At 71.4% G+C, this 22,229-nt stretch carries 24 protein-coding genes; 15 read left to right on the top strand and 9 right to left on the bottom strand.

The genetic code is table 11. The annotated features are described in order from the left end of the window. Window positions 1–8: 8 nt before the first annotated feature. The 6 genes from radA to MKK64_RS03860 all read left to right on the top strand — a co-directional run bounded on the left by radA (window position 9) and on the right by MKK64_RS03860 (window position 6,352). A complete protein-coding gene (radA, locus tag MKK64_RS03885) occupies window positions 9–1,448 on the top strand; it encodes a DNA repair protein RadA (protein ID WP_147725726.1) in 1,440 nt (479 codons plus the stop codon). 219 nt (window positions 1,449–1,667) lie between these two features. Next, complete coding sequence (locus tag MKK64_RS03880) at window positions 1,668–2,273, top strand: CvpA family protein (RefSeq protein WP_147841975.1); 606 nt, start codon at window positions 1,668–1,670, stop codon at window positions 2,271–2,273. 186 nt (window positions 2,274–2,459) lie between these two features. Continuing rightward, entirely contained in the window at window positions 2,460–3,938 is a 1,479-nt protein-coding gene (gene purF, locus MKK64_RS03875) for an amidophosphoribosyltransferase (RefSeq protein WP_147841974.1), read from the top strand. A gap of 10 nt (window positions 3,939–3,948) precedes the next feature. Continuing rightward, a complete protein-coding gene (locus tag MKK64_RS03870; protein WP_243932304.1) occupies window positions 3,949–4,698 on the top strand; it encodes an SDR family NAD(P)-dependent oxidoreductase in 750 nt (249 codons plus the stop codon). Between the two features lie 38 nt (window positions 4,699–4,736). Continuing rightward, window positions 4,737–5,144 (top strand): dihydrofolate reductase, encoded by a 408-nt coding sequence (locus MKK64_RS03865; RefSeq protein ID WP_243932303.1) that lies wholly within the window; start codon window positions 4,737–4,739, stop codon window positions 5,142–5,144. Window positions 5,145–5,230: 86 nt separating this feature from the next. After that, a complete protein-coding gene (locus MKK64_RS03860; protein WP_243932302.1) occupies window positions 5,231–6,352 on the top strand; it encodes a carboxylate-amine ligase in 1,122 nt (373 codons plus the stop codon). Between the two features lie 24 nt (window positions 6,353–6,376). On the opposite strand, the gene der is transcribed toward MKK64_RS03860, so the two are convergent. From der to MKK64_RS03845, 3 genes are all read right to left on the bottom strand, one after another. Continuing rightward, window positions 6,377–7,720: a ribosome biogenesis GTPase Der gene (der, locus tag MKK64_RS03855; RefSeq protein ID WP_147725718.1), complete on the bottom strand. Its 1,344-nt coding sequence runs from the start codon at window positions 7,718–7,720 to the stop codon at window positions 6,377–6,379. Window positions 7,721–7,844: 124 nt separating this feature from the next. Further along, window positions 7,845–8,555 (bottom strand): tetratricopeptide repeat protein, encoded by a 711-nt coding sequence (locus MKK64_RS03850; RefSeq protein ID WP_243932301.1) that lies wholly within the window; start codon window positions 8,553–8,555, stop codon window positions 7,845–7,847. Between the two features lie 95 nt (window positions 8,556–8,650). Further along, window positions 8,651–9,256, bottom strand: coding sequence for an NnrU family protein (locus MKK64_RS03845; RefSeq protein ID WP_147728307.1), 606 nt, complete (start codon window positions 9,254–9,256; stop codon window positions 8,651–8,653). A 162-nt stretch (window positions 9,257–9,418) separates the two neighbouring features. Here MKK64_RS03845 and MKK64_RS03840 point away from each other — a divergent pair, with 162 nt between their 5' ends. Both MKK64_RS03840 and MKK64_RS03835 read left to right on the top strand, forming a co-directional pair. Then, window positions 9,419–10,582: a hypothetical protein gene (locus tag MKK64_RS03840; RefSeq protein ID WP_243932300.1), complete on the top strand. Its 1,164-nt coding sequence runs from the start codon at window positions 9,419–9,421 to the stop codon at window positions 10,580–10,582. A 63-nt stretch (window positions 10,583–10,645) separates the two neighbouring features. Further along, complete coding sequence (locus tag MKK64_RS03835; RefSeq protein WP_147844272.1) at window positions 10,646–10,957, top strand: cupin domain-containing protein; 312 nt, start codon at window positions 10,646–10,648, stop codon at window positions 10,955–10,957. A gap of 64 nt (window positions 10,958–11,021) precedes the next feature. Here the strand turns inward: MKK64_RS03835 and MKK64_RS03830 are convergent, their stop codons facing one another. Both MKK64_RS03830 and MKK64_RS03825 read right to left on the bottom strand, forming a co-directional pair. Next, window positions 11,022–11,471 carry a hypothetical protein gene (locus MKK64_RS03830; protein ID WP_147844273.1) on the bottom strand — a complete coding sequence of 150 codons (450 nt, stop codon included), beginning with the start codon at window positions 11,469–11,471 and terminating at the stop codon, window positions 11,022–11,024. A gap of 10 nt (window positions 11,472–11,481) precedes the next feature. Further along, window positions 11,482–12,060: a hypothetical protein gene (locus tag MKK64_RS03825; protein ID WP_243932299.1), complete on the bottom strand. Its 579-nt coding sequence runs from the start codon at window positions 12,058–12,060 to the stop codon at window positions 11,482–11,484. Window positions 12,061–12,405: 345 nt separating this feature from the next. Between MKK64_RS03825 and glyA the strand changes: the two genes are divergently transcribed. From glyA to MKK64_RS03800, 5 genes are all read left to right on the top strand, one after another. After that, window positions 12,406–13,710: a serine hydroxymethyltransferase gene (glyA, locus tag MKK64_RS03820; protein ID WP_243932298.1), complete on the top strand. Its 1,305-nt coding sequence runs from the start codon at window positions 12,406–12,408 to the stop codon at window positions 13,708–13,710. 137 nt (window positions 13,711–13,847) lie between these two features. Further along, complete coding sequence (nrdR, locus tag MKK64_RS03815) at window positions 13,848–14,360, top strand: transcriptional regulator NrdR (protein WP_147858293.1); 513 nt, start codon at window positions 13,848–13,850, stop codon at window positions 14,358–14,360. Next, window positions 14,357–15,472 (top strand): bifunctional diaminohydroxyphosphoribosylaminopyrimidine deaminase/5-amino-6-(5-phosphoribosylamino)uracil reductase RibD, encoded by a 1,116-nt coding sequence (gene ribD, locus MKK64_RS03810; RefSeq protein WP_409567860.1) that lies wholly within the window; start codon window positions 14,357–14,359, stop codon window positions 15,470–15,472. The genes nrdR and ribD overlap by 4 nt, the downstream gene beginning before the upstream one ends. 3 nt (window positions 15,473–15,475) lie before the next feature. After that, window positions 15,476–16,105, top strand: coding sequence for a riboflavin synthase (locus tag MKK64_RS03805; protein WP_243932297.1), 630 nt, complete (start codon window positions 15,476–15,478; stop codon window positions 16,103–16,105). After that, entirely contained in the window at window positions 16,102–16,374 is a 273-nt protein-coding gene (locus MKK64_RS03800; protein WP_243932296.1) for a hypothetical protein, read from the top strand. Before MKK64_RS03805 ends, MKK64_RS03800 begins: the two co-directional genes overlap by 4 nt. 60 nt (window positions 16,375–16,434) lie before the next feature. Here MKK64_RS03800 and MKK64_RS03795 read toward each other — a convergent pair whose 3' ends face one another. The 4 genes from MKK64_RS03795 to MKK64_RS03780 form a co-directional block, all read right to left on the bottom strand. Next, window positions 16,435–16,857, bottom strand: a complete 423-nt coding sequence (locus MKK64_RS03795) for a PaaI family thioesterase (RefSeq protein ID WP_243932295.1) — start codon at window positions 16,855–16,857, stop codon at window positions 16,435–16,437. A gap of 58 nt (window positions 16,858–16,915) precedes the next feature. After that, complete coding sequence (locus tag MKK64_RS03790) at window positions 16,916–17,860, bottom strand: prephenate/arogenate dehydrogenase family protein (protein ID WP_243932294.1); 945 nt, start codon at window positions 17,858–17,860, stop codon at window positions 16,916–16,918. Next, a complete protein-coding gene (locus MKK64_RS03785) occupies window positions 17,853–18,968 on the bottom strand; it encodes a histidinol-phosphate transaminase (RefSeq protein WP_147841311.1) in 1,116 nt (371 codons plus the stop codon). Before MKK64_RS03785 ends, MKK64_RS03790 begins: the two co-directional genes overlap by 8 nt. Before the next feature lie 100 nt (window positions 18,969–19,068). Then, complete coding sequence (locus tag MKK64_RS03780) at window positions 19,069–19,947, bottom strand: chorismate mutase (RefSeq protein ID WP_147727141.1); 879 nt, start codon at window positions 19,945–19,947, stop codon at window positions 19,069–19,071. 241 nt (window positions 19,948–20,188) lie between these two features. Between MKK64_RS03780 and MKK64_RS03775 the strand changes: the two genes are divergently transcribed. Together MKK64_RS03775 and metW are read left to right on the top strand one after the other, a co-directional pair. Then, on the top strand, window positions 20,189–21,394 hold the full coding sequence (locus MKK64_RS03775; RefSeq protein ID WP_187274668.1) for a homoserine O-acetyltransferase: 1,206 nt from the start codon (window positions 20,189–20,191) through the stop codon (window positions 21,392–21,394). Further along, window positions 21,391–22,101 (top strand): methionine biosynthesis protein MetW, encoded by a 711-nt coding sequence (metW, locus tag MKK64_RS03770; RefSeq protein ID WP_147727140.1) that lies wholly within the window; start codon window positions 21,391–21,393, stop codon window positions 22,099–22,101. The genes MKK64_RS03775 and metW overlap by 4 nt, the downstream gene beginning before the upstream one ends. Window positions 22,102–22,229: the final 128 nt, after the last annotated feature.

Below are 22,229 nucleotides of genomic sequence, written 5' to 3'. Positions count from 1 at the left end.
GCGAGCGCATGGCAAAGATCCACCAGACCTTCATCTGCCAGGCCTGCGGCGCGGTCTACAACCGCTGGCGCGGGCGCTGCGAGGCCTGCAATGGCTGGAACACGATCGTCGAGGAGACGCCCGGGGGCTCCGGCCCGCAATCGGGCCCGGCCGCGACCCGGCCCGGCCGGGCCCGCGGGCGGGTGTTCCCCCTCGAGGGCCTGACCGGCGAGGCGCGGGAAGCGCCGCGCATCCCCTCCGGAATCGGCGAGCTCGACCGCGTCACCGGCGGCGGCTTCGTGCGCGGCTCGGTGATCCTGCTCGGCGGCGATCCCGGCATCGGCAAGTCGACCCTGCTGATGCAGGCCTCGGCCGCGATGGCGAAGACCGGCGAGCGCGTCGCCTACATCTCCGGCGAGGAGGCGGTGGGGCAGGTGCGCCTGCGCGCCGAGCGCCTCGGGCTGTCGGGCCACCCGGTGGAGCTGGCGGCCGAGACCAACGTCGAGGACATCGTCGAGACCCTGTCGCAGGGGCGCCCGCCGGCGCTGGCGATCATCGATTCGATCCAGACCATGTGGACCGAGACCGTCGAATCGGCGCCCGGCACGGTCACGCAGGTGCGCTCCTCCGCCCAGTCCCTGATCCGCTTCGCCAAGACCACGGGCACGGCGGTGATCCTCGTCGGCCACGTCACCAAGGACGGGCAGATCGCCGGCCCGCGGGTGGTCGAGCACATGGTCGACGCGGTGGCCTCGTTCGAGGGCGACCAGGGCCACCATTTCCGCATCCTGCGGGCGGTGAAGAACCGCTTCGGGCCGACCGACGAGATCGGCGTGTTCGAGATGACCGACATGGGGCTGGCCGAGGTGCCGAACCCCTCGGCGCTGTTCCTGGCGGGACGCGACCACCAGGCCGCCGGCACCGCGGTCTTCGCCGGCATGGAGGGCACGCGGCCCCTGCTGGTGGAGATCCAGGCGCTGGTCGCGCCCTCGTCGCTCGGCATGCCGCGCCGGGCCGTGGTCGGCTGGGACCCGAACCGGCTCTCGATGGTGCTCGCGGTGCTCGAAGCCCACGGCGGCATCCGCCTGGGCACGCACGACGTCTATCTCAACGTCGCGGGCGGCCTGCGCATCTCCGAGCCCGCGGCGGATCTGGCGGTGGCCGCCGCCCTGGTCTCGTCGCTGTCGGGCGCGGTGCTGCCGCCGGAAACCGTGTATTTCGGCGAGATCGGCCTGTCCGGCGCGATCCGGCCGGTGGCGCAGGCCGGCGCGCGCCTCAAGGAGGCGCAGAAGCTCGGCTTCGCCAAGGCGATGACGCCGCAAGGGCGCGGCGAGACCACCGACCGCGCGCTCGCCACGGAGTCGCTGCGCCACATCGCCGACCTCGTGGCCGGCATCGCCGCGAACGGGCCGCGCCGGGTCGCCTCGGGCAAGCGCCGCCATGCGGCCCACGACGAGGATGCGGATTAGGCGACCGGCTGGGCGCGGTTCTCAGGACGACCTGTGCGGCGCCGGCGGCTTGGGAAGGGCGGTGAAAGCCCGTCTGCAACCGGCGGGTTCCGGCGGCCGGCAGTCGCCACCGAGGGTGACGGCCGAGTTTGACCGCGATATAAGGCGCCCGCGGTCCAGGGGAGCCGCAGACCGCATCGCTTTCGTCGTGGCATCTCCCCATCCGATCCGAACCCGCAGATGCCGTTTTCCGTCCTCGATCTCGTGGTGCTCGGCATCGTCGTGGTGTCCGCCCTGCTGGCGGCCGTCCGCGGCGTCACGCGGGAGGTGCTGGCGATCATCGCCTGGGTCGCCGCCGCCGCGGTGGCGTGGTCGCTCTATCCGATGCTGCTGCCGACGGTGAAGCAGCACGTGACCAGCGACACCGTCGCCCTCGTCGCCTCGATCGCGGCGATCTTCCTCGGTACGCTGATCGTCGTCTCGATCATCACGGTGAAGATCTCCGACGTGGTGCTCGATTCGCGCATCGGCGCGATCGACCGCTCCCTCGGCTTCCTGTTCGGCGCCGCCCGCGGCTTCCTGATCTGCGTGATCGGCTGGGTGTTCCTGTCCTGGCTGGTGCAGGGCAAGGTCCCGACCTGGGCCGCCGAGGCGCGCACCCGGCCGATGCTGGAGAAGTCCGGCGACGCGCTGGTGGCGCAGCTGCCCGAGAATCCGGAAGGCTTCCTGAAGCAGTTCAAGAAGCCGAAGGTCGACACCCCGCAGAACGAACCTGTGGATGCACCGGCCGAGACCGAGGTGCCCCCGCGCCAGACCACGCCGGCCGTGCCCGCGCCGCGGCGCTGAGGGCGCGCGAAAGAAGGCCGGCTCAGCATATGTTGCCGCGGTGACCCTGACCTGCGTTCGATCCGGCTTGGTTGCGATGCCGCGAGGCCTCAGATAACGCCTTGACGACGGCGCCGCGGGGCCGGCCGCGCGGACGCGGTCCGGGCAGCTTGCGGGCGGACGGCAACCAGGGATCGACCTCAGGCCATGTCACACCGCGCCGCAACCGTGGATTCCGTGTTCGACCCCGAGACCGACGGCGATACGCTCCGCGAGGAATGCGGCGTCTTCGGCATCTTCGGGCATCCCGACGCCTCGGCGATCGTCGCGCTCGGGCTGCACGCCCTGCAGCACCGCGGCCAGGAGGCGGCGGGCATCGTCGCCTTCGACGGCGAGGTCTTCCATTCCGAGCGGCGCCCCGGCCTCGTCGGCGACTCGTTCTCGGACGGCGGCACGATCGCCCGGCTGAAGGGCCGCGCCGCGATCGGCCACGTGCGCTACTCGACCACCGGCGGCACCATCCTGCGCAACGTCCAGCCGCTCTTCGCCGAGCTCGCCGGCGGCGGCCTGGCGGTGGCGCATAACGGCAACCTCACCAACGCGCTCTCGATCCGACGCGATCTCGTGCGCGACGGCGCGATCACCCAGTCGACCTCCGACACGGAGGTGATCCTGCACCTGGCCGCGCGCTCGCGAAAGCCGCGGATCGTCGAGCGCTTCATCGACGCGCTGCAGGCGATCCAGGGCGCCTACGCCATCGTCGCGCTCACCAACAAGAAGCTGATCGGCGCCCGCGACCCGCTCGGCATCCGCCCGCTGGTGCTCGGCGAGCTCGACGGCCGCTACATGCTGGCCTCGGAGACCTGCGCGCTCGACATCATCGGTGCGAAGTTCGTGCGCGACGTCGAGAACGGCGAGGTCGTGGTGATCTCGGAGGACGGCATCGAGTCGATCCGCTTCGCCGACAAGGTGCCGATGCGGCCGTGCATCTTCGAGTACATCTACTTCGCCCGGCCGGATTCGGTGGTGAACGGCAAGAGCGTCTACGCCGTGCGCAAGAACATCGGCGTCGAGCTGGCCCGCGAGGCCGCGGTGCCGGCCGACGTGGTGGTGCCGGTGCCCGATTCCGGCGTGCCGGCCGCGCTCGGCTTCGCACAGCAGACCGGCATCCCGTTCGAGATGGGAATCATCCGCAACCACTATGTCGGCCGCACCTTTATCCAGCCGACCCAGTCGGTGCGCGAGCTCGGCGTGCGGATGAAGCATTCGGCCAACCGGGCGGCGATCGAGGGCAAGCGCATCGTGCTGGTCGACGACAGCCTGGTGCGCGGCACCACCTCGGTGAAGATCGTGCGGATGATGCGCGAGGCCGGCGCGGCGGAGGTGCACTTCCGCATCGCGAGCCCGCCGATCACCTATCCCGACTTCTACGGCATCGACACGCCGGAGCGCGAGAAGCTGCTCGCCGCCACCCACGACCTCGAAGGCATGCGCCGCTACATCGGCGCGGATTCGCTGGCCTTCCTCTCGATCCCCGGCCTGTACCGGGCGATGGGCGAGGCGGAGCGGATCGAGGCCTGCCCGCAATACACCGACCATTGCTTCACCGGCGACTACCCGACCGGCCTGACGGACCTCGCCATCGCCGGGCCGAAGCGCCTCGCGATGCTGGCCGAAGCGGACTGACCCCTCGCGCATGACCGACACGAAGACCTCACTCGACGGACGCGTCGCCGTCGTCACCGGCGCGTCCCGCGGGATCGGCCGGGCCGCCGCGCTGGCCCTGGCGGAGGCCGGCGCGCACGTCATCGCCGTGGCGCGCACGCAGGGCGCGCTGGAGGAGCTCGACGACGCGATCCGCAGGGTCGGCTCGACCGCGACCCTCGTGCCCCTCGACCTGACCGACTACGACGGCGTCGACCGGCTCGGCGCGGCGATCAACGAGCGCTGGAAGCGCCTCGACATCGTCGTCGGCAATGCTGGCATCCTCGGCAATCTCATGCCGATCGGGCACATCACCCCGAAGGTCTGGGGCCAGGTGATGGACGTCAACGTCACCGCGAACTGGCGGCTGATCCGCTCGTTCGACCCGCTGCTGCGGATGTCGGATGCCGGCCGGGCGATCTTCGTCACCTCCGGGGCGGCGGGCAAGTGCCGGGCCTACTGGGGGCCCTACTCGGTGTCGAAGGCGGCGCTCGAGGCGCTGGTGCGGACCTACGCCGCCGAGAACGAGACCACCAACGTCCGGGCGATGCTGCTCAATCCCGGCCCCCTGCGCACCGACATGCGCCGCGCGGCGATGCCGGGCGAGGACCCGGAGACGCTGAGGACGCCGGAAGACCTCGCCCCGCATTTCGTGCGGCTGGCGAGCCCCGCCTCGAGCGAAACCGGGCTGATCTACGACTTCCCCACCGACCGCACCGTGAGCCCGCAAGCGCCGCGCTGAGCGGTCGGGGCCGAGCCCGCACTTTTCCGGATATCCTGATGATCGACGTGCGCTGCATCTGCGCGATCGGCCAGCGCGGCCAGCTCGGGCTGAACGGCCAGCTCCCCTGGGAGGGCAACACCGACCCGCTCTTCGTGGAGGACGTGACGCGGTTCTTCGCGCTGACCATGGGCCATGTGCTGATCGCCGGCCCGAAGACGGTGGCCTCGGTGCCGGCCTTCGCGTTCAAGGACCGCACCATCGACGTGATCCGGTCGCACGAGGATCCGGAGGCGGTGCTCGCCCGCTATCCCGGTCGCCGCATCTTCGTCGGCGGCGGCATCGCGGTCTGGAACGTCTACGCGAAGTACATCCAGAACTGGGACGTCACCCGCCTGCCCTACGACGGCGAGGCCGACCGCTGGTTCGACCCGGCCTGGCTCGTCGGCGGCGCCCTGCGCGAATAGCCCCGGGCCGAGACATCGCTCGGTGGAACGGCACCCTCCGCGCGCCTGTTGCGTTTCCGCGCACGCGCCGAACGCGAAGGGATGCGATGACCGCCCACAGCTACCGCTTCGGCATCGAAGAAGAGTATTTCCTGGCCGATGCGGAGACGCGCGGCACGCCGCGGCGCTCGGTCAAGCCGTTCCACGTCGAGGCGGCCGAGCGCCTGCCCGAGGCGGGGCGCGAGCTGCTGCAGTGCCAGGTCGAGGTCTGCACCCCGCCCGTCACCGCCTTCGCCGAGGCGCGCGACTCGCTCGCCCGGCAGCGCGGCGCGCTCGCGGACCTCGCCGCCGAGCACGAGCTGCTGATCTTCGCCGCGGGCACCCATCCGGTGGCCGACTGGTCGCGGCAACTGCCGACCAAGGGCGACCGCTACCGCGGCATCCTGCGCGACGTCGGCCTCGCCGGGCGGCGCAGCCTGATCTGCGGCATGCACGTCCACGTCGAGGTGCCGGCCCCGGAGGCGCGGGTCGACCTGATGAACCGGCTGCTGCCGTTCCAGCCGCTGCTGTTCGCGCTCTCGGCCTCCTCGCCGTTCTGGCAGGGCAAGCCGACGGGGCTCACCGCCTACCGCCTGAGCGCCTTCGGCGAGCTGCCGCGCACCGGCCTGCCCGAGCTCTTCGCCGATGCCGCCGCCTATGCGCGCTACGTGCGGATCATGACGGAGGCCGGCTCGATCCAGGATGCCAGCTTCCTGTGGTGGTCGCTCCGGCCCTCGATCAAGTTCCCAACGCTGGAGCTGCGCATCGCCGACAGCTGCACGCGGCTCGCCGACGCGCTGACCATCGCCGCGCTGTTCCGCTGCCTCGTGCGCTGCGTGGTGCGCCGGCCGGACCTCAATGCCGGGCTCGACGGCGTCTCCCGAGCGCTCGCCGACGAGAACCTCTGGCGCACCCAGCGCAGCGGCGTCGGCGCCGAGCTGATCGACGAAGCCCGCGAGGCGGCCCTGCCCTTCGCCGACGCCCTGGAGACGGTGCTCGACCTCGTCGCCGAGGATGCGGCGGCGCTCGGCTGCGCGGCCGAGGTCGCGCATGCGCGGACCATCGTCTCGGGCGGCACCAGCGCCGACGGCCAGATCGCCGCGTTCGAGGCCGCGCGGGACGCGGGGCACAGCAACCGGCAGGCGCTGGACCAAGTGGTGGAATGGCTGGCGCGGACGACCCGGGGCTGAGGCGTCGTCGCGCGGGGCCGGTGCTCAGCCCTTGTCGAACGGGTTCGACGAGGTGCGCAGGGAGAGCCGGATCGGGGTGCCCGGCAGGGCGAACGCCTCGCGCAGCGAGTTCGTGAGGTAGCGGGTGTAGCTCTTCGGCATCGCGTTGAGCTGGTTGCCGAACAGGGCGAAGTGCGGCGGGCGGCTCTTCACCTGCGTGGCGTAGCGGATCTTGATGCGCCGGCCCGATACGGCCGGCGGCGGGTTGCGCTGCGTCGCCTCGGAGAGCCAGTCGTTGATCCGCGAGGTCGAGATGCGGGTGTCCCAGACCTCGGCCGCCTGCACCACCGCCTGCATCAGCTTGTCGACGCCGTCGCCGGCGAGCCCCGAGAGCGGCACCACCGCGACGCCGCGGACCTGCGGCAGCAGGCGGGTGCAGTCCTCGCGCAGCGACTTGAGCAGGCCCGGCTGGTCGGCGACGAGGTCCCACTTGTTGAGGCCGATCACCAGCGAGCGCCCCTCGCTCTCGACGAGGTCGACGATGGTGAGGTCCTGCTTCTCGAACGGGATCGTGGCGTCGAGCAGCACCACCACCACCTCGGCGAAGCGCACGGCGCGGATGCCGTCCGAGACCGCGAGCTTCTCGAGCTTGTCCTCGATCCGGGCGCGGCGGCGCATCCCGGCGGTGTCGTGCAGCTTGATCCGGCGCCCGCGCCATTCCCAGTCGAGCGAGATCGAATCGCGGGTGATGCCGGCCTCCGGGCCGACGAGCAGGCGGTCCTCGCCGAGCATCCGGTTGATCAGGGTCGACTTGCCGGCGTTGGGGCGGCCGACGATGGCGACCTTGAGCGGCTTGCCGCGCGGGTCGTCGTCGTCCTCGTCCTCGTCGGTCTCGGGCAGGGCTTCCTTCAGCGCCTCGTGCAGCTCGCCGATGCCCTCGCCGTGCTCGGCCGAGAACGGGATCGGGTCGCCCAGCCCGAGCCGGAACGACTCGTAGGCCCCGGCCATGCCCGCGCCGCCCTCGGCCTTGTTGGCGATGAGGATCACCTTGCAGCCGGCCCGGCGCACCAGCTCGGCGAAGGGCTGGTCGGCGGGCAGGATGCCGGCCCGCGCGTCGATGACGAACAGCACCACGTCCGCCTCGAGGATCGCGGCCTCGGTCTGCATCCGCATCCGGCCGAGCAGGGTGGCCGAATCGGCCTCCTCGAGACCGGCGGTGTCGATGATGCGGAAGTTCAGCCCGCCGAAGGCGACGTCGCCCTCGCGGCGGTCGCGGGTGACGCCCGGGCGGTCGTCGACCAGCGCCAGCTTCTTGCCGACGAGGCGGTTGAACAGGGTCGACTTGCCGACATTCGGCCGTCCGACGATCGCGACGGTCGGCAGTTCCATGGGGTGGTCCGTTCTATGTTCGGTCGAGCCGCCGGGCTGGCCGGGCGGCGAAGGTCCGGAGAATGCCCAAAACCTCCGGTGCGAGCCAGTCGCGCCGGAGGTTTTGGACTGGCGTGTCGAGCGATCAGCGCGTGATCGGCGGCGGGGGCGCGGCGGGCTCGGGCTTCGCCTCGGTCACCGTCACGGGACCGCCGGCGACCAGGGCGACGTAGACCTCGATGCGCTGGCGCAGGTTCTGCGGCGTCTCGGGGTCCATGTTGAGCTGGTCGAACCAGCGCCCGGCCTCGTCGTACTGGCCGTGCTTCAGGGCGGTCAGCCCGAGCATCTCGCGGGCGGTGAAGCGGAACGGCGTGCCGGCGGCCAGGCTCTGCAGGCTGGCGAGCGCGGGCGCCGGATCGGGCAGGTCGAGGCGGATCAGCGCCGCGCGGAGCCGCGCGAGGTCGCGCAGGCCGTCGCCGAGCGCCGTGTCGCCGGAGATCGCCTCGAACGCGGCGGCGCCCGCGGCCGGGTCGCGCTTGGCGGTCTCGGCAGCGGAGCGGAACTGGGCGAGCAGGCGGTAGCCGGCCGGCCCCTGCGCCTCGAGGGCGTCGAACGCCTTGTCGGCCTCCGCCACCTTGCCGTCGCGGGCCAGGCGGTTGGCCTCGTCGAACTGCTGCGAGGCGGCCTCGGCCGCGTTGCGCTGGGCCGTCTGCCAGTAGCGCCAGCCGCCGACGCCGGCGACCACCAGGATCGCCACCGCAATGATCACGCCGCTGTAGCGGCGCCAGATCTCGGCGACCTTGTCGCGGCGATAGTCTTCGTTGACCTCGCGGATGAACTCGTTGTTCTCAGCCATCGTATCCCGGTCCGGCGCGCGAGCCGGACGACCTGAAGCGTCTCGATTGGCCCCGCGCCTAGCACGCGGGCGCCGGTTTGGCGACCGGGCGGCGTCTACGCCTGGCCCGGCCAGGCGTAGACGCCGATCAGGATCGGGTGGAGATACTTGCCGAACACGAACCAGGCGACGACGCCGACGACCACCGCGATCGCGTCGTTGCGCCAGCCCGCAGGGGCCGCGGCGCCCCCGTGCTGCGCGACGACCTGACCCGCCGTGAGCGCGCGGCGCTTGGCGCTGATCCGGGCGATCACCGCCCAGGCCAGGAACGAGCCGAACAGCAGGATCGAGCCGAGGTCGCCGTTGGCGAGCAGGTGCGCCGTCGCCCAGATCTTCACGGCGAGCAGCATCGGGTGCTTGGCCTTCGCCCGGATGTGGCCCGGCAGGTAGGCCGAGGCCAGCACGATGAAGGCGAGCAGCACCAGCACCAGGGACAGGTGGCGCGTCCAGACCGGCGGATCCCAGACCGGGATGTACCCGTCGACGCGATAGTTGTGGAAGCCGACACCGATCAGCACGAGGCCGAGGACCGAGAGCAGGGTGTAGCCGAGCTTGTACTTGCCCTCGCCGACTTGGCCGACGACCTCGGAGCGCTTGGCGCGCAGCATCGAAAAGGCGTGGGTGCCGAGGAACAGCACCAGCCCGAGGATCAGGATCAGCATGGATGGGGACTCGGCTCGGGAGGATCGGGCCCCCGCACCGGCGGGAAGCCATTCTGTAACGGTTCTGAACAGAAACTCCCGTGGTTTGTCCAGGCGCGCGACCGTTGTCCGTGCGCGCTCCCCGTCCAAGTGCGCTTTCGGCGCACCCACCGGTCTCGTCCCATGCGGCTCCGCCTCGCGCTGTTTCTCCTGTCGCTGCCGGCGCTCGCGCAGGCGGCCGCCGAGCCGCCGCTGTCGAGCCTGACCCTGGTCGGGCCGCCGAGCATCGTGTTCAAGGCCGGGCGCGACGCCTGCGACGGCGCCGACGTGCCCGACGCCTCGGCCCGCGCGTTCCGGGATGCCACCGGTGCGGTCGCCCTGTTCGGCATGCACTACCGCAACCGGGCCCTGCGCGGGCCGGACCTCGACCACCTCAAGCTCGACTGCACGGTGGTGCTCGACTCGGGCGAGAAGGCCGACCCGGCGCTCTACGACGACCGCTCCTGGATCACCGCCACCTGGACCGAGGACGGCGCCCGAATCGCCGCGCTGGTGCACCACGAGTACCAGGCGAACGAGCATCCGGGCCGCTGCACGGCCGAGACCTACGAGGCCTGCTGGTACAACACGATCACCACCGCCGCCTCCGCGGATGGCGGCCGCAGCTTCCTGCGCACGACCCCGCCCGCGGTGGCGATGGCGGCCCCGTTCCGGCAGGAGGTCGGCCAGGGGCGTCACCGCGGCTTCTTCAACCCGTCGAACGTCTTCGCCGACGGGCGCTTCCGCTACGTCTTCGTCTCGACCACCGGCTGGGACCGGCCCGGGGATCAGGAGGCCGGGGTGTGCCTGTTCCGCACCGCCACGCCCGGCGATGCGGCGAGCTGGCGCGCCTGGACCGGCACCGGCTTCACCGCGTCCTTCCCGGATCCGTACCGCACCAAGGGCGCGCGGGCCGAGGCCTGCAAGCCGGTGGCGCCGTTCCCGACGCCCGTCGGGGCGGTGGTCCGCCATCGCGGCACCGGCGCCTTCGTCGCCCTGTTCATGGCCAAGGCGGGTGACGGGTTCGCGCAATCGGGCTTCTACTGGACGAGCTCGCGCGACCTTCTGACCTGGGACGTGCCGCGGCTGCTCGTCGCCGGGGCGACGCTCTACGACGACCCCTGCGCGGCGCCGGGCGGCCTGATCGCCTACCCGTCCCTCCTCGACCCCAGGGCCGAGGGCCGGAACTTCGACGACGTCGGCGACACCGCGATCCTCACCTACGTGACGCTGCGGACGGAGGGCTGCACCATCACCTCGGACCGCGACCTGCTGCGGCGGCCGGTGGCGATCAAGGTGTGGCCGTGAGCGCATCGTGCGTTGACCGGGACCGCGCCTGCATCATCTTCGAGGGCTGACCACGAGGCCGCCATGACCGACCACCTGCTCGCCTGGGACGAACGCGACGAGACCGTCGCGGAAAACGGCGTCGCCAAGCGCACGATCCCGGGCGCGGGCGCCAGCCTCGTGCGGATCGTCGTCCCAGCGGGCACCTCGGCGGCGCGGCACAGCCACGCGCACGAGCAGTTCGTGCAGGTGCTCTCCGGCTCAGGCATCCTGGAGACCGAGCAGGGCCGTGCGGCATTCGGCCCCGGCAGCGTGTTCCACTTCCCCGCGGAGGCGTGGCACGCGGCGGAGTTCGAGACGGAGACGGTGCTGGTGGAGACCAACGTGTCGGCGTGAGGCCGGCGGATGGGTCCGTCGTTCGACGCGACCCATGTCGGCGGGCCCCTCCAACCTTCGACATCTATGAAGGCGTGCGACCGACCTCCCCTGACTCGATCCGATCGACCTCGTTCTCGGTATCCCGCGCATAGCGTGCGGCCTCTCCGGGTCGAAGAATTCTTCCCTCTTGCGGGTCGAAAGCCACGCCGTCGGTCAGCGTCAGGCAGGCGGCCAGCGCCAGCCATGTGCCGACGCAACTCGGCAAAGCCGCGAAATAGAAGGCGTAGGCGTAGGGCCACGGCCCGCCGAGATCGATGTCGTCGTACGTTTCCGCCAGTTCCGCGAACGCGCAAGCGCCGAACTCGAACCCGGCTTCTCGGCCACGCCAAAGCGCCGGAAGGTGCCCCCGATGATCCGCGAGATCGCGAGCCGATCTCAATCTCAGATCGAACCCGAGGGCATCGATCGACGCTTGCCAGTCTTCGATCGATTTGATCGGACGGGCGCAGAACGCGTAGGCTTCCATCGTCATGTTCTGTCCCTCAAAACCAGTGGATGTCGGCAAAAACGCTTATCTTCGTCGTGGCGGCATGTGATTTGACCGCGACACCGCGTCGAACATGGATTTCGATCACCGGCACATCGGAGCCGACCCCGAGACCTTCACGGATCTCCCGGACGCGCGCTGGTGTCAGACGCGCATTTCCCGTCTTGAAGTCCCATACCGCCAATATCGGGGCCGAGGATGTTCTTCCATCGCGCAAGACCACGTCGGTCCGCACGCTTCCCTCCAGCCCATAACCAACACTATCGCCCAGGCTGAAGCTTTGCTCGACGCCGTGCCGGCCGATACCTGGAATATCCAGATTGCGAATCAATCGAGCGGTCGCAGCATGCAGTCGGACGCCGTAGGCCGGCACACGGACATCTCCCGAGATCGAGATTGCCTCCTTGACGACATCCACAAGAAGCTCGGTCTTCGCGTCGATCCTTGCGTTCCCGGTTTTCTCTATCTGGCTGCGCACGATCTGACCGGCGCCGCCGGTCCAGCGACCATCCTGGCCTCGGGGTTGATCCGGGCGAAAGCCGGCTTTGAGGGAATGGCTGAGCACGGACAGCATCGCAATCGCAGGCGGATCTCTGCAACTCTGTGCGCGAATCGAAGCTGGTCTCGACGTTCGTTCATGCCAAAGCTCCCCCGAAGAGGCCTTGCCATATATTCCTAATAAAGTCAATTTTCCTATAGCGTTGCGGAGCGAGGCACGGCCGATCGCCCAGTCTTGCTTTCAGCGTGCAGTTGACGCTGCCGGGCGCCCGGCCTCAACTTTTCTTGCCCCCGCGGCAAAAAGGCCTGTGTTGGCGGCTTCCACGCACGCGTGTAGAGAGTAGCGCTACGAAGGCTCGCCCGTGCACGCCGACGGGACGAGCGCGCCGATTTCGCCCGCATACAAGAACAGAGGCCATCCATGAGCGCCGGTACCGCTTCCGACAAGCATTTCTCGAACTCCTTCTTCGCGGCCCCGCTGAGCGACGCGGATCCGGAGATCGCCAAGGCCGTCGAGCAGGAGCTCGGTCGGCAGCAGCACGAGATCGAGCTGATCGCCTCCGAGAACATCGTCTCGCGCGCCGTGCTCGAGGCGCAGGGCTCGGTGCTGACCAACAAGTACGCGGAGGGCTATCCCGGCCGTCGCTACTACGGCGGCTGCCAGTTCGTGGACATCGCCGAGAACCTCGCCATCGAGCGCGCCAAGCGCCTGTTCGGCGTCGGCTTCGCCAACGTGCAGCCGAACTCCGGCAGCCAGGCGAACCAGGGCGTGTTCATGGCCCTGATGCAGCCGGGCGACACCTTCCTCGGCCTCGACCTCGCCGCCGGCGGCCACCTCACCCACGGCGCGCCCCCGAACGTCTCGGGCAAGTGGTTCAAGCCGGTCTCCTACACCGTGCGCCGCGACGACCAGCGCATCGACATGGAGCAGGTCGAGGCGCTGGCCCACGAGCACAAGCCGAAGGTGATCATCGCCGGCGGCTCGGGCTATCCGCGCCATTGGGACTTCGCCAAGTTCCGTGAGATCGCCGACGCGGTCGGCGCGTACTTCTTCGTCGACATGGCGCACTTCGCTGGCCTCGTCGCCGCCGGCGTGCACCCGTCGCCGTTCCCGCACGCCCACGTCGCCACCACGACGACCCACAAGACGCTCCGCGGCCCGCGCGGCGGCATGATCCTGACGAACGACGAGGCGCTCGCCAAGAAGTTCAACTCGGCGATCTTCCCCGGCCTGCAGGGCGGCCCGCTCATGCACGTCATCGCCGGTAAGGCCGTGGCCTTCGGCGAGGCCCTGAAGCCCGAGTTCAAGATCTACGCCCGCCAGGTGATCGAGAACGCCAAGGCGCTGGCCGACACCCTGATGTCGGGCGGCTACGACATCACCTCGGGCGGCACCGACAACCACCTGATGCTGGTCGACCTGCAGCGGAAGGGCCTCACCGGCAAGGCGGCGGAAGCCGCGCTGTCGCGGGCCGACATCACCTGCAACAAGAACGGCGTCCCCTTCGACACGCAGAAGCCGACGATCACCTCGGGCATCCGCCTGGGCACGCCGGCCGGCACCTCGCGCGGCTTCGGCGTCGCCGAGTTCAAGCAGATCGGCGGCTTCATCGTCGAGGTGCTCGACGGGCTCGTGGCGAACGGCGAGGCCGGGGATTCCGCGGTCGAGGCCTCGGTCAAGACCCGCGTCCACGCCCTCACCGACCGGTTCCCGATCTACGGCTGATCCGGACGCCGCCGGAAGGGAAGCCTTCCGGCGTGCACTGCAACACGATAGAGACGGCCGCGGATCGCCTCGATCCGCGGCCGTTCTCGTTTCCCGAGAGGCCGCCGTCTTTCCGGCTCGATGAGAAGGTCCGCCCGATGCGGTGTCCCTATTGCGGCGGCTCCGACACGCAGGTGAAGGATTCGCGGCCGAGCGAGGACGGCGCCGCGATCCGCCGCCGCCGGGTCTGCCCGGACTGCGCCGGCCGCTTCACCACCTTCGAGCGCGTGCAGCTGCGCGAGCTCGTGGTGCTCAAGCGCTCGGGCAAGCGCGTGCCGTTCGAGCGCGACAAGCTGCAGCGCTCGATCGGCGTGGCCCTGCGCAAGCGCGCGGTCGACCCCGAGCGGATCGAGCGGCTGGTCAGCGGCATCACCCGCCAGCTCGAGAGCGGCGGCGAGGCCGAGATCACCTCGGAGGCGATCGGCGAGCTGGTGATGGAGGGCCTGAAGGGCCTCGACGACGTCGCCTACGTGCGCTTCGCCTCCGTCTACAAGAACTTCCGCGAGGCCAAGGACTTCGAGGACCTGCTCGGCACCTTGGCGGAGGCCGGCGTCGAGCCGCCCGAGGGCGTCGCGGCGGGCAAGCCGCGCACGGCACGGTCGCGCTCGTGACGGCCGACGCGCGCTTCATGCGCCTCGCCCTCGCGCTCGGGCAGCGCAACCTCGGGCGGACCTGGCCGAACCCCTCGGTCGGCGCCGTGGTGGTCGCGGGCGGGCCGGGCGCCGAGCGGATCGTCGGCCAGCGCGTCACCGCCCCCGGCGGCCGCCCGCACGGCGAGCCCCTGGCGCTCGCCGATGCCGGCGCGGCGGCCCGGGGCGCGACCCTCTACGTCACGCTGGAGCCGTGCTCGCATCACGGCCGCACGCCGCCCTGCACCGACGCGATCGTCGCGGCAGGCATCGCGCGGGTCGTCAGCGCGATGGAGGATCCCGACACGCGGGTCTCCGGCCGCGGCCACGCGCTCCTGCGGGCGGCCGGCATCCGGGTCGAGACCGGGCTGCTGGGCACCGAGGCCCGGCGCGACCATGCCGGGCACGTGGCGCGGATCACCCACGGGCGGCCCCACCTCCACCTCAAGCTCGCCCGGACGCGGGACGGGTTCGCCGCCGCCTCCGACACGGCGCGCCTGCGCATCACCGGCGCGATCGCCGACGGCGCGGTGCACCTGTGGCGGGCCCATGCCGACGCGATCCTGATCGGCATCGGCACGGCGCGCGCCGACGACCCTTCGCTCACCGTGCGCCTGCCCGGCCTCGGCGGTCGCTCGCCGCTGCGGGTGGTGCTGGATTCGCAGCTGCGGCTGTCGCCGTCGAGCGTGCTCGTGCGCGGCGCCCACGACGTCCCGACGCTGGTCGTGACGACGCGGATCGCCCCGGCCCATGCCAAGCGGATGCTCGAATCGCTCGGCGTCGCGGTGGTGCGCGTCGCCGCCGATGCGCGCGGGCGGGTCGACCTGCACGCGGCGCTGGCGATGCTCGGCGAGCGCGGATTGACGCGGCTCTGCAGCGAGGGCGGCCCTCACCTTGCCGACGCGCTGGCCGAGGCCGATCTCGTGGATTCCTGCACCCTGATCACCGGGCCCGGCACCTGCGGTCCGCAGGGCGGCCTGCCGGCGGTCGGCCCGCATCTCGGGCAGGCGCTGGAGAGCGGACGGTTCCGGATCGCCCAGTCCCTCGACCTCGGGGCGGACCGGGCCGTGACCTACGAACGGAGTGAGGCTTAAGCGATGTTCACGGGTCTCGTCAGCGACGTCGGAACGGTGCTCTCGGTCTCGGGCGATGCGCGGATGCGCCGCCTCACGATCCGCGCCGCCTACGATGCGGCCACGATCGCGCTCGGCGCCTCGATCGCCTGCTCCGGCCCCTGCCTCACGGCGGTGTCGATCGAGCCGGCCGAGGGCGGCTGCGTCTTCGCAGTGGACGCCGCCGCCGAGACGCTGGCGCTGACCACGGTCGGCGGGTGGGAGGCCGGCACCCGAATCAACCTGGAGCGCTCGCTGAAGATCGGCGACGAGCTCGGCGGCCACCTCGTCACCGGCCACGTCGACGGCGTCGCCGAGATCCTCGCCCGCGAGACCGTCACCGCCGGCGCCTGGGGCGCGAGCGAACGGTTCACCCTGCGGGCGCCCGCCGGGGTCGCCCACTTCATCGCCAAGAAGGGCTCGGTCTGCCTCGACGGCACGTCGCTGACCGTCAACGCGGTCGAGGGCGACACCTTCTCGGTCCTGCTGATCCCGCACACGCTGGAGGTCACCACCTGGGGCGAGCGCCGCGCCGGCGACCGGCTGAACCTCGAGGTCGACCTGATCGCGCGCTACGCGGCGCGGCTCGCGGAGAGCCGCGAAAGCGCGGCGTGAGCCTGATTTCGAACGAGCGGATCAAGCTCTCCGCCGCCTACCTGAACACCGCCGCGGGCGGCCTGTTCACCGCGGGCGCCGTCGCGCCGCTCGTTGCGACCGTCTTCGGGGTTTCGGGACGGTCCAACCTGTCGGCGTTGACGCTGTCGGAAGGCATCGCGATCTTCTTCCTTGCGAGCATCGCCCTCCACGGGTGCGCGCGCATCATTCGTGGAAGGCTGCAGCCATGGCCGACATTCAGATCGTGGCCTTCGTCGTCGCGCCGCTGATGGCGGTCGCCGTCGGCTTCGGCGTCATGCTGTGGTCCCGCTACGCGGAGCGGTAGGCCCTCACCGCGGCGGGATCGAGTACGTGCCGTTCGCCTGGGCAACGAGGTCGTCCGAGCCCGGCGCCGTGATCCGCACCTCGCCGACGACGAGGCGCCGGCCGAGCTTCAGCAGCGTCACGTCGGCGATCAGCACCAGCCCCGCGGGCTTGCGCAGGAAGTTGAAGGTCAGGCTCGTGGTCACCGCGAGCGCCACCGGGCCGATCTGGGCGAGGATGGCCGCGTAGAGCGCATAGTCGGCCAGCGCCATCATCGACGGGCCGGACAGCGTGCCGCCCGGGCGCAGGAAGCGCGCGTCGCCATGAAGCCGCATCCGCGCGGTCAGCGGGCCGACGGCCTCCAGGTGGTAGGCGCGCCCGCCCGCCTGCATCTGCGGGAACTCCCGGTCGAGGAAGTCGCAAGTCTCGGCAAGCGTCATCGCGGTCATGACGGCCGTTCCAGCATGGCGGTGCGCCGGCGGCAAGGCGGGCGACCGGGATCGTGAATCACCCCGCCTTGGGAATGCCCTCGGCCGCGCGCGCGCGGCCGAAATCGGCCTCGGCCGTCTCCTGCCCCTGCGCGACGATGCCCCGGCGGATCGCGCGGGTGCGGGTGAACAGGTCGTGCAGGGCCGCGCCGTCGCCGTAGCGGATCGCGCGGGTCAGCACCGAGAGGTCCTCGCTGAAGCGCCCGAGCATCTCCAGCACCGCCTCGCGGTTGCTCAGGAAGATGTCGCGCCACATCGTCGGATCCGAGGAGGCGATGCGGGTGAAGTCGCGGAAGCCGCCGGCCGAGAACTTCATCACCTCGGACTGCGTCACCTGCTCGAGGTCGGCGGCGGTGCCGACGATGTTGTAGGCGATCAGGTGCGGCACGTGGCTGGTGATGGCGAGCACGAGGTCGTGGTGCTCCGGCGTCATCGTCTCGACGACGGCGCCGAGCCCCTGCCACAGCGCGCGCACCCGCGCGACGGCGGCCTCGGGCGCGTCCTCCGGCGGGGTCAGGATGCACCAGCGGCCGGAGAACAGCGTCGAGAACCCTGCATCCGGCCCGGAATACTCGGTGCCGGCCACCGGATGGCCGGGCACGAACACGATGCCGTCGGGCAGGTGCGGGGTGACGGCCGCGACGACCGACGCCTTCACCGAGCCGACGTCCGAGACGACGGCACCCGGCTTCAGGTGCGGCGCCATCGCGGCGGCGACCGGGCCGATGGCGCCGACGGGCACGCACAGGATCACGAGGTCGGCCTGCGCCGCGCCTGCGGCGGCATCGCCGGTGACGTCGTCGGCGATGCCGAGATCGAGCACCCGCGCGCGGACGGCGGCGTCCGCGTCGATCGCGACGATGCGCTCGGCCAGCCCGTAGCGGCGGGCGCCGCGGGCGATCGACGAGCCGATCAGGCCGAGGCCGACGATGGCGAGGCAGTCGAGCGGCGCGGCCTCAGGCATGGTCGCCTCGGACGAAGGCGCCGAGCGCGCCGAGGAAGGCCTCGTTGCTCTCGATGCTGCCGATCGTCACGCGGAGCGCATTCGGCAGCCCGTAGGCCGCCACCCGGCGCACGATCACCCCGCGCCCGGTCAGGAAGGCGTCGGCGTCGGCTGCCGTGCGGCCGGGCACGTCGGGAAAGTGCACGAGCATGAAGTTCGCCACGCTCGGCGTCACGGTCAGGCCGAGCGCGCGGGCGCCCGCGATCATCCGCGGCAGCCATTCGGCGTTGTGGGCGGCGGCCGTCGCGGCGTGCGCCTCGTCGGCGAGCGCCGCCGCCCCGGCCGCCATGCCGGCGGTGGACAGGTTGAACGGCCCGCGGATGCGGTTGACCGCGTCCATCACGTGGGCCGGCCCGACCATCCAGCCGACGCGCAGGGCGGCGAGCCCGTGGATCTTCGAGAAGGTGCGGGTCATCACGACGTTGTCGGCGTCGCGCGCGAGCTCGAGCCCGGCCGCGTAGTCGTCCGCCTGGACGTACTCGGCGTAGGCGCCGTCGAGGACCAGCAGCACGTCGCCCGGCAGGCCGGCATGCAAGCGCCGCACCTCGGCCAGCGGCAGGTAGGTGCCGGTCGGGTTGTTGGGGTTGGCGACGTAGACGATCTTCGTCCGCGGGGTCACGGCGGCGAGGATCGCGTCGACGTCGGCGGTGAGGTCGCGCTCGGGAGCGACCACGGCGGTGCCGCCCGCCGCCAGGATGGCGATGCGGTAGACCAGGAACCCGTGCTCGCAGAAGACGCCCTCGTCGCCGGGGCCGATATAGGCGTAGGCGAGCAGCGAGAGCAGCTCGTCCGAGCCCGCGCCGCAGACGACGCGGCCCGCGTCGATGCCGTAGCGCGCCGCGATGGCGGTCCGCAGCAGCGTGGAGGTGCCGTCGGGATAGTTCTCGAGCTTGGCCGTGGCCGCCTGCATCGCCGCCATCGCCGCCGGGCTCGGGCCGAGCGGCGTCTCGTTCGACGACAGCTTGTGGATCTTGGCGTGACCCGGCGCCCCGCTCTTGCCGGGCACGTAGGGGTCGATCGCCAGGACGCCCGGACGGGGCACCGGGCGGAGACGGGGAGAGGCGGACATTGGTGTTCGCAGCCTGCAGAAGAAACGCGGGTGGCGCCCGTCTACAGCATTTCGCGCCGCGATGAAGCGGGGCGCGACCGGATCGGGCGCCCGGCGGCCCTCACACCCGGAACCGTGCCGCGTGGCTGCCGGTCTCGTCGAGGCTCGACACCGCCGCGCCCGCCCCGTCCAGGGCCTCGGCGAGCTGCCGCGTGCCGACGCCGCCCGGCACCGCCAGCAGCAGGCGCTCGACCTCGCCCTTGGGCTTGGCCCGCGCCACCACCTCGCCGTAGAGCCCCTGCACGGCGCGCTCGGCCTCCTCCGTCCAGGCGCCGCAGCGCACCGCCCACAGCACCCAGTCGCGCTGCGCCGCCGCCGGATCGTCGAGGGGCTTGGCCACCACGAAGACCGGCGTGCCGGCCGGGTGGGCCGGCCGCTCGATGAAGGGCAGCCGGGCGATCACCTTCGGCCGGCCCGCGCCGATCAGGCCCTCCCACCAGGCCTCTCCCTTCGCCGCCCCCTTCGCGGGCACCTGGGCGGCGCGCGGGTCGAAGCGGAAGATGCCGAGGTCGCCGCGCGAGGCCGCCACCGCCTCGATCACCGCCGCGCAGGTCGGGTGGGGCCGGTAGGGCACGGTGAAGCCGAAGTGGAAGCGGGCGGAGTCGCGCATCGCCGGATCGCCGGCGGAGATGTCGGCATGCACCGAGAACGGCGCCTGGACGTAGGTGAAGGTCGCGATGATGACCCGCCAGATCCCCTCGACGGTGTCGAGCGGCAGCAGCCCGCGGTGGCGCTCGGCGACGCGCCGCATCATCGCGGCCTCGCGACCGGGACGGAAGGCGGAGCCCGAGGCCGAGGTGCCCTTCACCGCGATCAGCCGGTCGATGATCCCGCCGCGCTGGATCAGCAGCGCGTGCATCTCGGCGTCGATCCGATCGATCTCGGCCCGGAGGGCGGCGAGGTCTTCCATCGGCGGCGCGGCTCGTTTGGGGAAGCGCATGGTTCGACAAGCTGAGGACGGGGCTGCTCGCGCGTGTTTACGGCCCGCCGCGCCGAAGGGCCAGCGCAGCAGGGCCGTGCGATCGACAACGGAGGGCGGATGAACGGCCTTCCGGCGGCCCCTTTCGTTGACGCTCGGCGGCGGGCACACTACGTCCGGTGCAGCGGCGGGCGCGGGAAGCGGGCGGCCTCGCGATTCCTTCGGCCCCTTCGGCGCGCGAGAAGCCGTTTCCAGACGCCTCATGGACAATCCACTCGATACGGCCGTCACGGCCGCCTCCGCGACGGAGCCCGAGATCCGCAGCCGCGAGCCGTCGCAGGCGCGCGACCCGGCGGGGCTCGTCGCGCGGTTCGAGGCCGGGCAGCCGCTGACCATGGATTCGGGCGCCGCGCTCGCGCCGTTCCAGGTTGCCTACCAGACCGCCGGCACCCTCAACGCCGCGCGCACCAACGCGGTGCTGATCTGCCACGCGCTCACCGGCGACCAGCACTTCGCCCACCCCCATCCCGTCACCGGCAAGCCCGGCTGGTGGACGACGCTGGTCGGCCCGGGCAAGCCGATCGACACCGATCGCTACTTCGTCGTCTGCTCCAACGTGATCGGCTCGTGCATGGGCTCGACCGGCCCGGCCTCGATCGACCCCGCGACGGGCTCGGCCTACGGGCTCGACTTCCCGCTGGTCACGATCCGCGACATGGTCCGCGCCCAGGCGATGCTGCTCGACCATCTCGGCATCGCGGACCTGTTCCTGTGCATCGGCGGCTCGATGGGCGGGATGCAGGTGCTGCAATGGGCCTCGCTCTACCCTGAGCGCGTGTTCGCGGCGATGCCGATCGCCACGGGCGCGCGCCATTCGGCGCAGAACATCGCCTTTCACGAGGTCGGCCGGCAGGCGATCATGGCCGACCCCGCCTGGGCCGACGGTCGCTATCTCGAGGCCGGCACGCGCCCCTCGAAGGGCCTCGGCGTCGCGCGGATGGGCGCGCACATCACCTACCTGTCCGAGCCGGCTTTGCACCGGAAGTTCGGGCGGCGCTTCCAGGGCGGCTCGGCGCCGACCTTCTCGTTCAACGCCGACTTCCAGATCGAGAGCTACCTGCGCCACCAGGGCCTGAGCTTCGTCGAGCGGTTCGACGCCAACGCCTACCTCTACCTGACGCGGGCGATGGACTACTTCGACCTCGCCGCCGACCACGGCGGCGTGCTCGCCAACGCCTTCAAGGGCACGAAGACGCGGTTCTGCGTGATCTCGTTCACCTCCGACTGGCTGTTCCCCACGGCCGATTCCCGGGCGATCGTGCACGCGCTGAACGCCGCCTCGGCCCCGGTCGCCTTCGTCGAGGTCGAGAGCGACAAGGGCCACGACGCGTTCCTCCTCGACGAGCCGACGCTGTTCTCGGCGGCCCGCGGGTTCATCGACGCGGCCGCCCGGGCGCGCGGGCTGTGAGCGGGCGCGAGGACCTGTCCTTCGGCGACGCCGCCTCCGGCACGCCCTGGGAGGCGGCGGACGACCTGCCGCGCACGCCCGAATCCGGCGGCGCCCGTGTCGACCACCTCGTGGTCCTCGGGCTGGTGCCGCCCGGCGCGCGCGTCCTCGACATCGGCTGCGGCGACGGCTCGCTGCTGGCGCTGCTGCGCGACCGGCGCGGCGTCGACGGGCGCGGCATCGAGCTGTCGCGCGAGGGCGTGAACGCCTGCCTCGCGCGCGGCCTGCCGGTGATCCAGGGCGACGCCGACACCGACCTCGAGAACTACCCCGACGACGCGTTCGACGTGGTGGTCCTGTCCCAGACCATCCAGGCGACGCGCAACCCGCGCATCGTGCTGGAGCACCTGCTCCGCATCGGCCGGCAGGTGGTGATCTCGTTCCCGAACTTCGGTCATTGGCGGGTGCGGGCCGAGCTTGCCTTCCGCGGGCGGATGCCGATCACCGAGATCCTGCCGGAAGCCTGGTACGAGACGCCGAACATCCACCACTGCACCATGCGCGACTTCGTCGAGCTGTGCCGGGCGGTCGACGCCCACATCGAGAAGGCAGCGGCGCTCGACGCGCGCGGACGGCCGATGCGCTTCTCGATGCCGTGGTGGTTCTGGAACCTGATCGGCGCGCAGGGGGTGTTCCTGCTCAGGCGAGGCCGCCTCGGAGCCGGCTGATCGGTCGACCGCGCCGGGCGGCATCGAGCCGAGGCGGACATCGATCGCGTCGATCGCGCATCTTCTCACGAACCCGTGAGCATTCGTGAGCCCGCCTCAAGATCTGCAGAGGTATTGGTTAACCGCGA

This window comes from Methylobacterium sp. E-025 (assembly GCF_022829705.1).
Lineage (GTDB): Bacteria > Pseudomonadota > Alphaproteobacteria > Rhizobiales > Beijerinckiaceae > Methylobacterium.
Note: the sequence above shows the minus strand (reverse complement) of the source record. Positions and strands in the feature narration are given on the sequence as shown.